This window comes from Gillisia mitskevichiae (assembly GCF_003634585.1).
Lineage (GTDB): Bacteria > Bacteroidota > Bacteroidia > Flavobacteriales > Flavobacteriaceae > Gillisia > Gillisia mitskevichiae.
Genome location: NZ_RBLG01000003.1, coordinates 60,310 through 74,179 on the forward strand (window position 1 = coordinate 60,310; position 13,870 = coordinate 74,179).

A 13,870-nucleotide genomic window follows, 5' to 3' on the forward strand; every position below is an offset into this window, starting at 1 on the left:
TCAAAAGATTCGTTTAATGGATAAGTTTCTTCCTATTTACAAAAAGGTGATTTCCAATCTGGAACAAAATTTACCTTTATGGCTTCATTATCATTGTCCAGAACATACCAAATATGTATTAGAAAAAGTTATTTATATAGCTAAAATGGAGAATTTGGAAGAGAACGAATTGTTTTTATTGAAAATTGCAGCTCTTTACCATGATATAGGTTTTATAATAAATAGAGAGGAGCATGAAAAATTAAGCTGTATCATCGCAACCAAAGAATTAAAGGAATTTGGATTAAAACCAGAGGAAATAACAAAGATCTGTGAGATGATGAAAGCTACAGAGATCCCACAAAACCCTACTTCACACTTAGCTGCAATTCTTGCAGATGCCGATTTGGAATATCTTGGTACCGATGATTTTTTTCATTGGAGCGAAAAATTATATCTGGAACTATTGCATTATCAGCCAGAATTAAGCCAGGAGAAGTGGAATGAAATACAATATGATTTTATTTCTAAACATAGTTATCATACTAGTTATTGCAGGCAAAACCGTGAACCAAAAAAGCTTGAAAATTTGAAATTAATTGAGGATAAATTGAAGAAAATCAAGTAAAACCTTCTTTCAGTCCTAAGCCTAAATACAAATAGCTCTTGAGATTAAAAGAAAGCTACAGCACCTATTAGTGCTGAAGCTTATCAAGCTATTATTAGAATTTAATATTTACTTCTTTGGAGGCAACGCAAATGCAACTGCATCATGTTCAAAATGATTTCTATGAGCTCCGTCGCAAAAAGGTTTATTCTGTGAAAGTCCACATCTACAAAGAGAGATCACATCTCTTCCTGCCAGATCGTATACATTTCCTTCTTTATCTACGATCTCAAAATCTCCTGAGATCTTAAGTGATCCGTTGTTGTTTACTTTTAAAGTTGTTTTAGACATATTATATATTTAGAGTGATTAAATTCATGCGATTCATATGAATATTGATTCAAAATTATTTTTTTAGAACTTTAATTTTAAAAACTAATTAGATTCTAAAATAGGAATTAGGGTCCAATTAGTTGTTGAATTTCCATCTTCAGAACTTATTGTAAGTATTTCGTACTTCTTATTTAGCGGAGTGAGATTTATTAAAGATCCAGATTCAATTGAGCTTTTAGCTCCATATGGGATATCGAAAAACAATTTAGTTTTAGAAAGGTCTACATTAGTGGAAAACTTTATATATACCTCTCTTTTATCCCAATTTACAATACTTGATGCTATTTCACCTGTGGCCTTTACGTTATAAATTCCAGAATTTCCTATTGGGATTCCTTTAGCATTCACATTTCCTAAAATGGCAATATCTTCAGCTTTCATAGAATAATTTCTAAGCTGAATAGCATTTACAAAGAATTCAGAAGTTTCATTATCATTGTCTGAAAAAAGTGAAAATCCTTGATCTTGTCCACCTGCAAATACATTGTATACAGACCACCTACCTCCAGAAATTTCGTTCTTTCCTATAAATTTCCCGTCAATATATTTATTAATCTCATTTTCTGAAACCACAATTCCTAACCTATACCAGGTTTCTGGTTTTAAGGGATTATGATATTCGTTACTTACTCCTATTCCTCCAGAATCAATAAATAATTCGGCATCATTATCATTATCTGGGTTTGTTTGAAACAGACTTATATACTGACCACTACTTTCTTTCGGAATATAAATATCCATTATAAGAGTATAGTTATAATGTAGATTAGCGTCTAAACCTGAAGTGAAATTGGTGAAAATGAATAATCCGTTATTAGGATCGAAGGCTGGTATTTTAGCTATTGGTGCTTCTATTCCATTTATAGGTTTAATATTAAAAGTACTGGTAGTCCCAAACTGCACAGGTTGATATGCATAATCTTTAGTATAATTTAAATGCCGTAGCTGGCTTCCTACTCCTGTACTATATAAGTTGCCTTTATCAAAATTCCAATTTCCGGTAGTTGCTCTTATTGGTTGCGTATCTAGATCTATTCCTTCGCAAATAGATTTTAATGCAGATGTAGCAATATCAGACTCCACTCCATCCACTCCAGCATTTTTTAATTTCTTTATTTCCTCTATATTATTAGAGGTAAATACCCAAACCTTTGCGTTGTTTTCGTGAACTTTAGAAAGAAAGGTTTTAAAGTCTTCGTTGGTTTCATCTAAAGCAAACGTATAATATGTTTCAAAGATCACACAGCCTAGATCAACCATTTCTTTATACCAATTATTATCATTTATGTTCTCTGGTAATCCTCCAAAATAAATGAATGATGAATTTGGACAGTAGGCTTTAAATTTTTTAGCCTCATCTATGGAAGCCACGGCTGGGAGCATCCTTTTAGGATCCACTTTCGAGTTTTGAAGCACTCTACACATGAGCTCATGATCTGTTTTTTTAGTATCTAAATATAGATATGCATCATATTTTTCAGCTAAAATTAAAGCTTCTTCTAAAGTCGCTATTTTGGTATTGGTAAACTGGCTTCCTTTCCATCTTCCAAAATCCAATTCTAATAATTCAGCATAAGTGGATGATACTACATATCCTTGGCCACTACTAGCTCTATACATGGTGGGTTGATCATGATATAATACATACACATCATCTGATGTTATATTAATATCGATCTCACAATATTTAACTCCACGTTTAAAAGCCTCCTCTATGCTTAAAAGTGTGTTTTCAGGATATACATCTGAATATCCTCTATGCCCAATAACTTCAAAATCACAATCGGAATAATTATATGAAGGAACATTTACTTGTGAAAAAAGGTCTTGTACACCTCCAAATAGTGTGACACTTAGAGCAACAATTCTAACTATTTTGAAGGATAGAACCACTAGATTTATTTCTTTTGTTTTTTAACAGGATTGGATAATCCGGCCCTACTCATTACACCCCAACTGTTTTTTCCCCTTAGTAGATCGAAATTACCCATAACTGCAGACCACATAATTACCGGATGATAAATAATAGGTTCCAACATCGCTGTCCCAATTAACCTAAAGATATAACTAGGCTTTTTATATTGTTGAAATGAATATTCTTCAAAAAATAAAGCAGTAACAGAAAACAATATTGCAAAACTATAAACGGCTAAAAAGAAGGTTAAAAATATTTGCCAGCTTACTTGTCCAAATATAAATAGAATAATAAAAAATAAAATTCCGGTAAATTCAATTAGAGGCGCTAACCATTCAAAAAAGAACCAAAATGGAGTGCTTAACATTCCTAGCACTTTATATTTAGGATTAAACATCATTTTCTTATGCATCCACAGAGTCTCGGCTGTACCTCTGGTCCATCTATTACGTTGGCGCTGTAATACTTTCCAAGTTTGGGGAACTTCTGTCCAGCACAAGGGATCTGGCACAAAGCCAACGGTGTACGGTTCATCTCGCTCTTGCATCATTCTACGCATACGCACTAACAACTCCATATCTTCCCCAACAGTATTGGTATTATATCCTCCTGCTTCTATAACAATCTGTTTATCGAACATACCAAATGCTCCAGAAATTAGAAGTAATCCATCTACTCTAGACCACGCCATTCGTCCCATTAAGAAAGCTCTGAAATATTCTAAAACTTGAACTCTAGCAACAAATGTATCTGGTAATTTAACTTCAATAATTCTTCCATCTTCTATAACACAAGAATTAGCAACTCTAATAACTCCACCAGAGGCAATTACCTTATTACCGTTATTTAAAAATGGTTTAATCAGTTTAAGCATGGCATCATTCTCCAAAATACAGTCTACATCGATGCAACAAATAACACTGTTTTGGCAAATATTTATTCCCGTGTTCAAGGCATCGGCTTTACCTCCATTCACTTTATCTACAACAGTAAGATTTTTAAATGCTTTGTTTTTGGATTTGTAAATACCTTTTATATCCTTTGTTTCAACGAAGTTATGATAAAGAATATCCTTTTTTTCAAGTTCATATTCTGCGAAAAGCAATTCCATAGAATTGTCGCTACTTCCATCATTAATAATTACAATCTCAAAAGAAGGGTAGTTAATTGTAAGCAGGGAACGAACATTTTCAACAATATTCAATCCCTCATTAAAAGCGGGTGCTAATATGGATATGGCTGGAAGATTTAGAGATTGTAGAAGCGCTATATCATCTTCAAAGTTATTCCTGCGCTTATAATCTCTTATTTCTATAAGAGAATAGATGGCAGTAAATAAATAGCCACTAATTATTATTGATCCATAAATCAAAAAAAACCAACTTGCTATTTCTGTAAACTGACTTAAATTTGAACCCATTTATATCTCGAATCTCTTCTCTAACATGAACTGCGAATATATGAGTTCTTTTTTTTCTGGAAGAAAGCCTTGTTCTATATTATGATATTTTATTCTCAATTCCCAATCTATAGGTGCTAATTGCGCTCCTACCCTCTTTAAGTCCTCATAACTACCCAATTGTTTTACAGCCTCCAAAATTTGTAATTTTATAATTCTACTATTTTCTGAAAAATCTGGAATTAATAATTCTAGCAATCCTGTGTCTTCTAAATTGGTAAGAGAATTTATAGCCTCGCATTTTAAAGTGTCATTTTTTGATTTAAGGAAAGGAATTAATTTAGGAATATTCTCGAATTGGTTATATCTCGCAATCATTCTAATTGAAAATTCTACGACACTCGTTAATTCATGATCTAACCATTGCGAAAAATCTGGGGCAGGACCTTTATAAAAATTCTTTAATGCATTTTCTATATAAATCTGTTGCCATGTGGTTAATGGTCTTACTGTTTTATCTAGGAATTTCAAAGGTTGCTCTTTAGCTAACTTTAGAAAGTATAATTGAGACTGTTGTCTAACCTCATTTCTAGATTCGTTTAGATACGCTTCTATTCTATCATTCGGTACTTCTATACTAAGCTCAGACAAGGCATTTATAGCTCTTGCAGTGGTAAACCAGCGGCCATCATCTAAATCCATCAACGTGAACTCCACCAAGCCCAAATTTCTAAATAAAACCTCTAGGTCTCGTGCAGATTCACCTTTTAAATTTTCATGGAAATGTAATATCTCCTTAATAGTTACTTTAATTTCTAAAGGAGTCTTTAAATGGTTTTCTTTGAAATTCTTAATTTCTAGTTCCTTATTAAAATCCTCATCAAACAAATAGGAATTCAAAAAGTCTATTAACAGGCCTTGTTGCTTTCTCTTTTTCTCATTTCTATAAATCTTAAAAATGCGGATCCAAATAATAGAAATAAAGAAAATTAAAGCCAGAGATATAAAGAAAAGAGCAATAAATATATTCAATTTCATTATCCATGGAGTAGAATCCAGAAACAAATAGAAGTTGAAATTTTCAAAATTAAACATAAGAGAATTATAGATTGTAAGTGGGGTAATCTAAAAAATCATCAATAAATAGATCTTTAGTATGCTTTTAATTTTTAATTAATAAACGTTTTACTCTTAGAGATAATTCATTGGGACTAAAAGGCTTTGTTATAAAGTCGTCTACCCCCATATTAAAAGCATCCATAATAATATTTTCTTGGGTTGATGTAGAAAGAACTATAATAGGAGTATCTGGGGTGTTTTTTTTAATATAACTTATTAATTCATTTCCGGTTACAAATGGCAACATGAGATCTGTTAATATTAAATCGTATTTATTATCCTTTAACAATTTCATCGCCTCTCGGCCATCATGTGCAATTGTTACATCATTACCATCCTTTTTTAATTTAAATTCCAAGGATTTAATAACCATTGCATTATCTTCTATTACTAATATTTTTTTCATTATCTCAAGTTTAACTCGGGAAAGTCGTTTATTAATTGCTTATTAATATTTGCAAACTCTGCATTAAGTTCACTTACAAGTTTAGACATGTCTTTTTCATTGGCCTCAGAATCTAATAAGCGACAGATTGCTTTACCTTTCTCATTTTCAATCATATCGAAAGAAGGCTTTATACCGTGGGCTATTTCCCGTATTCTAAGGTAATCTTTTTGGCCTAAAGATTCATTTAAAGTTTTTAATTCCAAATTAATTGTAGAACTAAATAGCTCTATAGTTTCCTGAATAAATTGCTTATCCCCTCCTGAAAGTTCATTTAAATAATTAAGGGAGTAATAATCATTTTGCTTCGGAGAAATTTCTACAGCTTTGGCTAAAGTCTTTCTAATTTGAAAAACAGTAATTCCTTCTATAAATGGTTTTTTTATAGTAGTTTCCACATAAGATAACATTCTGTTTTCCTGCTTAATTGGTGTTTTTCCTGTAGAAATTATCACCGGCATGGCTAAGCCAAGTTCAGATTTAATATAATCGGCTATTTGATACCCATTAATTGGAGAGGAATTTTCTTCGATCACAAGCAAATCGGCATTGCTGTTATCATTTAACCACTGGATAACATCTAAACCATCATCACAAATAACCAATTTCCACCCTTCCAAAACAGAGATTCGGTTAAATTTTTCGCGTTCCAGTAAATTGCTTTCCACAAGGATAACAGTAGCATCCTTTTCAGGGGAGTCCAGTAGGTTTTTCATAGGTCTCGGCGATTTGGGCTTAAATTACCTTGTCCAGATTTTTTTAAATTAAATCTAAAACTATATTTATTTCTTTTTTAATGTTTTTATTATGTGCCAAAAGTACAGATTTTTTATCAGTATTTATGTGTTCTAAAGCAGAAGCTAGTTCGTTTAAAGCATAAAAAGTGCAATTTAACGATGATCCTTTAAGACTGTGTGCTACTTTTCTTACAGAATCAAGATCCTGAATTTCAATTGCATGATCAAGTTTTAATTGAATCCCACTTAAATTCGTTTTAACCATATCCATAAGTTGCGCATAACCTTCTTCATCTCCATCCAACTTATCCAGCAGTTCCTTTTTATTAAAATGTACCGCCGTAGCTATTTCTATAGGTTCAACTGGTATTTCTTTAATTGAAGGAAGAATCAAGAACTTTTTAATAATATCGCTAATAGTATTAAATACAACTGGTTTGGTTACATAATCATCCATTCCAAACTCTTGGCAGCGTTCCTTTTCTCCCTTAACAGTTCTTGCTGTTAACGCAATAATTGGAATACGTTCCCCTTCAGCTTCTAGCTCTCTTATTTCTTGTGTAGCTTCAAACCCGCTTAGGATTGGCATTTGAACATCCATAAAAATTAAATCGATTTTTTCAGACTTAAACATATTTACAGCTTCCTCGCCATCATCTGCTTCTAAAATATTGGCGTTGGGTAAGGCTTTCTTTATTATTGTTTTGGCTAAAAATTTATTAACCGGGTTATCTTCAGCTATTAATAAATTAAAAACTATATCGGTCTCTTCCACCCTATGTACGATTTCGTTACTAATATTTTGAGTTTGTGGTTCTTTAATATTCTTTAACATATTAAATAACTGATCTATTTGAATAGGCTTCGTGATATTAAATTGCACATTCAATTCCTTACAAGCTTTATGTATTTTTTCATCATCTGCAGAACTATGTAACAGTATGAGAGGCAAATCTGCAGATGTATATTTAAGCTTATTACGAATTTGAGTAATTAATTCCACTCCATTCATATATGGCATGTTAAAATCTACAATTGCTAGATCAAATCTATTCTCTCCTTCTAGTGCCTTTAGTGCTTCAATTCCATTTGAAACTAACTCTGTTTCTACATTTCCGATAGCCAACATCTCTTGAAGAATAACTCTATTATTCTTATTATCATCTATAACAAGAACTCTGTTTATTTCTTTAGAATTTTCCCGAAGTGAGTTATCCCCTTTCTCTGTTTTAAATACAATCTTAAAAGAGAATTCACTTCCAATTCCTAACTCACTACTAAGCTCTAATTTACTGCTCATTAAGCCTAACAACTTATTACTTATAGTAAGTCCTAGACCCGTTCCTCCATATTTTCGGGTAGTAGAAGAATCCTCTTGATCAAATGCATTGAAGATCTTTTTTAAATTATTCGGAGCAATTCCAATTCCAGTATCCCTTATTTTAAAGGTATATAGCATTTCATCTGGACTATCACCAAAAGGTTTAGCATCAATTCTAAGTTCCACTTCTCCAGACTCGGTAAACTTTACTGCATTACCCAATAAGTTGGTAATAATTTGACGTATTCTAATAGAATCGGCATATACGTATCTATTGATATCTGAAGATATATTTAATAATACTTCCAAGTTCTTTTCATGAGCTTGGTGTTTTATAATATCTATAGTTTGCCCACATAGATCTAAAAGATCTGTTTTCTCCTCACTAATTTCCAGTTTTCCAGCTTCAATTTTAGAAAAATCCAGAATATCATTTATGAGATCTAATAGGGCATTAGCCGAATTATACACGGTACCCATGTATTGTTGTTGGCTAGGATTTAGCTCGGTTTTCATTAAAAGATCTGTAAATCCAATAACTCCATTTAGTGGAGTTCTAATTTCATGGCTCATATTTGCTAAGAATTCAGATTTGGATTTATTTGCTGTCTCAGCTTTTAATTTTGCATCCACCAAAGAATTTTCCATTTTCTTTCTTCGTGTAATATCTTGAATTGTAGAAAGGATAATCTTTTTTCCAGTGGAATCTTTCATTTTTACTCCTGAAATTAAAACAGGAAAGGAGGAGCCAGCCTTTTTAAGAAAGACAGTCTCGCATGCCTCTTTGGTTCCAGATTTTAGAAATTTTTCTAATTTATCCTTATTTTTCGTAAAGCTTGCACGAGTTACTAGATCTTTGAAATTATGAGAAGTGAATTCTTCTAGATTATAACCTACAGATTTTAAAAGTGCTTTATTCGCATTTAGAAATTTCCCAGACTTTGCTTCAATTACACCAATTCCAATTGGTGATAATTCATATAAGGATCTAAATCTAGCTTCATTCTCCAATATTAATTCTTCTGCAACTTTCCTCTCTGTAATATCGCTTTGTGTTCCTATCATTCGCAAAGGCTTCCCAGAATCATCCCATTCTATGATCTTTCCTCTATCCAAGATCCATTTGTAAGTTCCATCTTTACAACGAACTCTTTTCTCTATATTATATTCCTTTACTCGACCTTCAAAATAGTCTTTCAATGCTAGGTCAGACTTCTCTCTATCTTCGGAATGAATTCTATTATCCCATTTACTAATATCTGTTAAAGATTCTTGTGGATCAAAACCTAGCATTTTTTTAGCCTGGTCAGACATATATTGTTTTCCCTCGGGAATGTCCCAATCCCATACTCCATCGCCAGAGCCTTCTAGAGCAAAGTGAAAACGTTGTTCACTTTCACGAAGGTTATCTTCTATTTCTTTAATTAAAGAAATATCTGTTGCAATACCCAAAAATCCAATAAGTTCGCCATCATTATTGGTCACTGCAGTAGTTACCAATTGAACTGGAAACGTTCTACCATCTTTTCTGGTATAAGTCCATTCATGAGAATCAAATTCATCATGTTTAGCATTAAATGTGAGAATTTCAAATCTGTTGGTTTCATCCTTACTATCCAAAGAAAGATCCTGGGCTCTTTTAATTAATTCTTCTTTATCATGAAAGAAAAGCACATTTTTCTTACCTACGACCTGATTTGACTTATAGCCTAATAAATTCTCTGCCCCTTTATTAAATTTTTTGATGATCCCATTTAGATCCGTTTCAATAATGGAAACCTGCGTAGTTGCTGCCATTACTGTTTCCAAATCGTTTAAACTAGTTTTTAAAGCTTCTTTAGCTACAATACTTTCTGTAATATCATTTATTTGAGCAATAAAATATTGGGGAACGCCATCTATATCTCTTAATAAGGAAACATTAATTAATCCATGTACAATGCTTCCATCTTTATGCAAATACCTTTTTTCTACTTTATAGGTTTTAGTCTTATTAGCAAATAAATTCTGAAGATTTTCTAAATCTAAGTTTCTATCTTCAGGATGAGTGAATTCAGTAAAATCCTTCTTTAAAAATTCCTTTTGGGTATAGCCTAAAAATTGAGAAAGTATTTTATTAACCTTTAGCCATTTCCCTTCTAGAGAAACCATAGCCATCCCGTTTGGAGAAAACTCGAAAGCACTCTTAAATTGAAGAGCATTTACCTCCGCTTTCCTCTCTAAAAGTTTTCGGGAGGTGATATCTTCTATTTGACTAACTATTAAGCTTGTTGCGGCAGAATCTGTTCGAACAATGGAGGTATTTACATCGCACCAAATAATTTCCTTGAGTTTATTATAATATCTTAATTCTAATTTGTAATTATCCATTTCACCTTTTAGCAACTTTTCTCTATATGAGTTTGCTATCTCTAGATCTTCTGGATGAATAAGTTCCTTAAAAGTTGTATTTCTAATAGAATCCTCATCACTTTTTTTAAAGCCAAAGATCTTATTAGTGGCTGGGTTAGCCATTTGAATTTTGTTTTGAGTATCCACTAAAACGATCCCTATTGGGGAGCTTTGAAATACTTGCTCAAATCTATCTTTATGTTTTTGAAATTCTAATTCCAGTTTTCTATCATTATTTATATCCTGAAAAGCACCATAAACCCTTACGCATTCACCTTTTCTCATTTCCGGCTTACCAAAGGCTCTTACCCAAATTTCCTTTCCTTTGGCAGTAACAATTTGTAATTCTGTATCAAAAGGCTTCCCTTTCTCTACAGCAATTTTAAATAATTCATTAATTCTATCTCTGCTTTCACCTTCTTTGTAAAAATTTATACTCGTATCTAATGTCGGCTTGTAGTTTTGAGAAACCTCGTGAATATCTTTAGTAACTCTTGTCCATGTCAAAGATTGGTCTGCTAAATTAATTTCCCAACCACCAGTACGAGTAAGTTCATTAGCTTCTTCAAAAACATCGTTCAGCTTTTTTAAAGACTCGTTTTCATCTAATAAATACTGGAGATTCTTTTCATTTTGAGTAACGTCTGTATATGTGATTAAAATACGAGGAGACGAAAATTCAGGATTGTTTAAAATTTTAGCTTTTCCTTCGAAAAGCAATATTTTATGGTTTTTGTTTTTGAACTTAAAATAGGATTCAAAATTAATTTTAGGATTTGCACTTTCCTTTAATAACTCAAACTCTTTTAATCCATCAGAATATTCTATAACATCTGATAATTGGCTAAAGTTACTTTTCTCTCCATCTACATAACCCAAAGATTTCCAAAATGAATCGCTTATCCATAAACTTTCTGGATCATCTACTTTACCAAACCAGATTCCATTAACCGTATTTTCACTTATCCATTGAAATATTGACGGATCACTTTTGAGAAGATCATAAAATTCTAATTGAAAATTCGGTAGGGGTTTATGCATTTACAGGGTAATTATAGGATATTATATAATATTATAAACGAATTTATAATTTTAGAAAGGTTCGAAAATAAGTATTAACCTTCAAGTTTCAATCATTTATAAATATTATGTTCAAACTTTTTTTGAAGATGTATAATAAAATTCGTTCATCTAATAGATTTTAAGCGCTAATCAATATAAACAAAATAAATAAATCTTTAAGACGTAATTAAAATTCATTACTAACAAAAAATATATCTTTGTTTAATTTGTTAATTAAGTAAATCCAGGAGTGAATTTTAAAATGATAAAGCTATATAGAAGGACCTCTATGGTAATTTTGGTATTGTTGCAACTAGCATTTGTATCTGCGATTTTTTATGATGTTCTAAATGAATTTTCTGTTCTTGTCTTTATTGGGGCAATAAGTTTCCTAGGGATATTTAGTTTGGTTAAAATGGCTCATGAATCTCATGAAAAACCTACAAAAAGTTATATTCTTATCCTTTTTGTGACTTTTGGAGCTCTTGCTACGTTCATTCTGAATTTAAAACTAAATATAGGCCCCGTAATCTCAGCATCGCTTGTAGGGTTTATAGCAACACTTATTCCTGGGATTTTTAAAAACAAAAATCACCAATTAATTAAAGAAATGCCTCCAGCTATTTATTGTGGGACATTTGTAGGTATGACATCTGCAAATATTGGAGCCACCTATTGGTTTATCAGTCTCGCTGGTATTGTTGCTGGAATTTTATATGTACTTGCAACAAATACTTTTGTAAGAGTTGGAGGGAAACTAGGAACCGTTGCTTTTGGTGGAGTTGCTTTCGTTTTTTTAATAAGCCTAATAATTAGCTAATAATGGAAATTGCAGCAATTTTAATAACCGCCATTATCGGAGTGATATCTACTTTTTTTGTTAGTACCAAAATGGAACATGGGACTGTAAGAGCATCCGCAGGATTATCCTTACTTGTGGGATTATTCTTTTATTTTTTCCCAGAGTTACTTTCTTCTTACCTCACTCATAATATCCCTCTAGCTTTTATGGGTGCATCTTTCGTGGGTATGGTTTCAGAAAAAATAATCCATAATTATTGGGTGTTGGCCTTTGCTGGAATTGTATTTTCTATTCTCTATATTAATACCGGAACTTACTTTGAAGGATTTGGGGGAGCATTGGGAACCACAGCATCTATTAGCGTTATAGTTATAATGGGATTAGTTCTCCTTAGGAAAAGATTTAAAAAAAGAATGTCAAAATCTGTAAGCAGTACTTAAAAATTCATAGTATGAGTATAGAAAAATCATATAATTCTTGGGCTTCCAGTTATGATGAAATGCATAACAAAACCCGTGACCTAGAAGCCACAGTTGCTAGAGAAATTCTGGGAGAATGGTATTATACTAATATATTAGAATTAGGCTGTGGAACTGGTAAAAATACGCAGTGGCTATTAGATAAATGCGATTCTCTGATCGCTTTAGATTTTTCTGAAGAAATGCTTACGAAGGCAAAACAAAAGATAAGTTCTAAAAAAGTTGTTTTTAATCAGCAAGATCTTACAAAGGATTGGAAGTTAGCTCCAAACAGTATGGATCTTATAACCTGTAGTTTGGTATTAGAACATATTCAAGATCTAAATTTAATTTTCAAAAAATCTTCAGAAGTCTTACATAAGGCAGGACAATTTTATATTTGCGAGCTACATCCTTTTAAGCAATATTCAGGCAGTAAAGCAAGATTTAATACTGGTAAGGTAATTCAAGAATTAGAAGTATACACCCATCACATAAGCGATTATACCGATACTGCTTTTAAAAACGGTTTTAAATTAATTCAATTAAATGAATGGTTTGATGAAGATAATAGGGATAACATTCCTAGATTAGTAAGCTTTGTTTTCAAAAAAGTCATTTAAAAAATATACTCAATTTTTAGGAACCAAACTTTGTTGTAATAACACCAAATTTTTCGATTTAGTTTTCTCCAAGACAGAACGCCCATAATTTGTATGATACTTATGATCTGTTAAGAATTGAATATTTAAAGTTTGCCATTCTTCATCAGAAAAATTCATATCTAAAAAGTATCTCCACTCTTTTCTAAGTAAAGAAATCCGTTGTAAATAATTAGGAGCAGAAAGATGTATAAGATCTGCATCACAAATAATTTTCTCTAAAAGATTTTCTGGATTTTGAGGCATTCTTGTTGCGTAAATACATTTATATACAGATGAAAGATGATCGAGGTTATAATTTTTTAGAGTTAGAAATTCTTCAGCAATCTCCACACTAACCTCCTCATGGCCCTTATAAATTCTAGAATACCCAGTATCATGAAAAAGTGCTGAGATTGAGACTATCTCTTTTTCATTGTTTGTAATATTTTCCTCTTCCGCAATTATACGAACACCCTCATAAACTTCCAGACTATGCATTAAATTATGAAAATGATAATTGGAGCAAATACTAGTAGAAAGTATGCCCTCACAAAACAATTTAGATTCCTTGATTATTTTGGACATACTTAAATTAATT

The 13,870-nt window shown here is 31.9% G+C and carries 12 protein-coding genes; 4 read left to right on the forward strand and 8 right to left on the reverse strand.

Annotated elements, in window-relative coordinates; all coding sequences use genetic code 11:
- Positions 1-16: 16 nt before the first annotated feature.
- On the forward strand, positions 17-607 hold the full coding sequence (locus BC962_RS11195) for an HD domain-containing protein (protein ID WP_121346118.1): 591 nt from the start codon (positions 17-19) through the stop codon (positions 605-607).
- Positions 608-715: 108 nt separating this feature from the next.
- On the opposite strand, the gene BC962_RS11200 is transcribed toward BC962_RS11195, so the two are convergent.
- The 7 genes from BC962_RS11200 to BC962_RS11230 all read right to left on the reverse strand — a co-directional run bounded on the left by BC962_RS11200 (position 716) and on the right by BC962_RS11230 (position 11,347).
- Positions 716-937 (reverse strand): CDGSH iron-sulfur domain-containing protein, encoded by a 222-nt coding sequence (locus BC962_RS11200; RefSeq protein ID WP_121346119.1) that lies wholly within the window; start codon positions 935-937, stop codon positions 716-718.
- An 84-nt stretch (positions 938-1,021) separates the two neighbouring features.
- Positions 1,022-2,872: a glycerophosphodiester phosphodiesterase gene (locus BC962_RS11205; RefSeq protein ID WP_183075500.1), complete on the reverse strand. Its 1,851-nt coding sequence runs from the start codon at positions 2,870-2,872 to the stop codon at positions 1,022-1,024.
- 5 nt (positions 2,873-2,877) lie between these two features.
- Positions 2,878-4,314, reverse strand: a complete 1,437-nt coding sequence (locus tag BC962_RS11210) for a glycosyltransferase family 2 protein (protein WP_121346121.1) — start codon at positions 4,312-4,314, stop codon at positions 2,878-2,880.
- Positions 4,315-5,388, reverse strand: coding sequence for a HEAT repeat domain-containing protein (locus BC962_RS11215; protein ID WP_121346122.1), 1,074 nt, complete (start codon positions 5,386-5,388; stop codon positions 4,315-4,317).
- 67 nt (positions 5,389-5,455) lie between these two features.
- Complete coding sequence (locus BC962_RS11220; RefSeq protein ID WP_121346123.1) at positions 5,456-5,818, reverse strand: response regulator transcription factor; 363 nt, start codon at positions 5,816-5,818, stop codon at positions 5,456-5,458.
- On the reverse strand, positions 5,818-6,573 hold the full coding sequence (locus BC962_RS11225; protein WP_121346124.1) for a response regulator transcription factor: 756 nt from the start codon (positions 6,571-6,573) through the stop codon (positions 5,818-5,820). Before BC962_RS11225 ends, BC962_RS11220 begins: the two co-directional genes overlap by 1 nt.
- Positions 6,574-6,616: 43 nt before the next feature.
- A complete protein-coding gene (locus BC962_RS11230; RefSeq protein WP_121346125.1) occupies positions 6,617-11,347 on the reverse strand; it encodes a PAS domain-containing hybrid sensor histidine kinase/response regulator in 4,731 nt (1,576 codons plus the stop codon).
- A 283-nt stretch (positions 11,348-11,630) separates the two neighbouring features.
- Here BC962_RS11230 and BC962_RS11235 point away from each other — a divergent pair, with 283 nt between their 5' ends.
- The 3 genes from BC962_RS11235 to BC962_RS11245 are packed head-to-tail and all read left to right on the forward strand — an operon-like array spanning position 11,631 to position 13,251.
- The gene (locus BC962_RS11235) at positions 11,631-12,188 is read left to right on the forward strand and encodes a hypothetical protein (protein ID WP_121346126.1); all 558 of its coding nucleotides are present in this window, start codon (positions 11,631-11,633) and stop codon (positions 12,186-12,188) included.
- Positions 12,189-12,190: 2 nt separating this feature from the next.
- On the forward strand, positions 12,191-12,610 hold the full coding sequence (locus BC962_RS11240) for a hypothetical protein (protein ID WP_121346127.1): 420 nt from the start codon (positions 12,191-12,193) through the stop codon (positions 12,608-12,610).
- An 11-nt stretch (positions 12,611-12,621) separates the two neighbouring features.
- Positions 12,622-13,251, forward strand: a complete 630-nt coding sequence (locus BC962_RS11245; protein ID WP_121346128.1) for a class I SAM-dependent DNA methyltransferase — start codon at positions 12,622-12,624, stop codon at positions 13,249-13,251.
- A gap of 9 nt (positions 13,252-13,260) precedes the next feature.
- Here BC962_RS11245 and BC962_RS11250 read toward each other — a convergent pair whose 3' ends face one another.
- On the reverse strand, positions 13,261-13,857 hold the full coding sequence (locus BC962_RS11250; protein WP_121346129.1) for an HD domain-containing protein: 597 nt from the start codon (positions 13,855-13,857) through the stop codon (positions 13,261-13,263).
- Positions 13,858-13,870: the final 13 nt, after the last annotated feature.

What these genes read in the sequence shown, in the direction of transcription:
- BC962_RS11195 (WP_121346118.1), top strand. Translation starts at nt 17, where the DNA reads ATGGATAAGTTTCTTCCTATTTACAAAAAGGTGATTTCCAATCTGGAA.
- BC962_RS11200 (WP_121346119.1), bottom strand. Translation starts at nt 937, where the DNA reads ATGTCTAAAACAACTTTAAAAGTAAACAACAACGGATCACTTAAGATC.
- BC962_RS11210 (WP_121346121.1), bottom strand. Translation starts at nt 4,314, where the DNA reads ATGGGTTCAAATTTAAGTCAGTTTACAGAAATAGCAAGTTGGTTTTTT.
- BC962_RS11215 (WP_121346122.1), bottom strand. Translation starts at nt 5,388, where the DNA reads ATGTTTAATTTTGAAAATTTCAACTTCTATTTGTTTCTGGATTCTACT.
- BC962_RS11220 (WP_121346123.1), bottom strand. Translation starts at nt 5,818, where the DNA reads ATGAAAAAAATATTAGTAATAGAAGATAATGCAATGGTTATTAAATCC.
- BC962_RS11225 (WP_121346124.1), bottom strand. Translation starts at nt 6,573, where the DNA reads ATGAAAAACCTACTGGACTCCCCTGAAAAGGATGCTACTGTTATCCTT.
- BC962_RS11230 (WP_121346125.1), bottom strand. Translation starts at nt 11,347, where the DNA reads ATGCATAAACCCCTACCGAATTTTCAATTAGAATTTTATGATCTTCTC.
- BC962_RS11235 (WP_121346126.1), top strand. Translation starts at nt 11,631, where the DNA reads ATGATAAAGCTATATAGAAGGACCTCTATGGTAATTTTGGTATTGTTG.
- BC962_RS11240 (WP_121346127.1), top strand. Translation starts at nt 12,191, where the DNA reads ATGGAAATTGCAGCAATTTTAATAACCGCCATTATCGGAGTGATATCT.
- BC962_RS11245 (WP_121346128.1), top strand. Translation starts at nt 12,622, where the DNA reads ATGAGTATAGAAAAATCATATAATTCTTGGGCTTCCAGTTATGATGAA.
- BC962_RS11250 (WP_121346129.1), bottom strand. Translation starts at nt 13,857, where the DNA reads ATGTCCAAAATAATCAAGGAATCTAAATTGTTTTGTGAGGGCATACTT.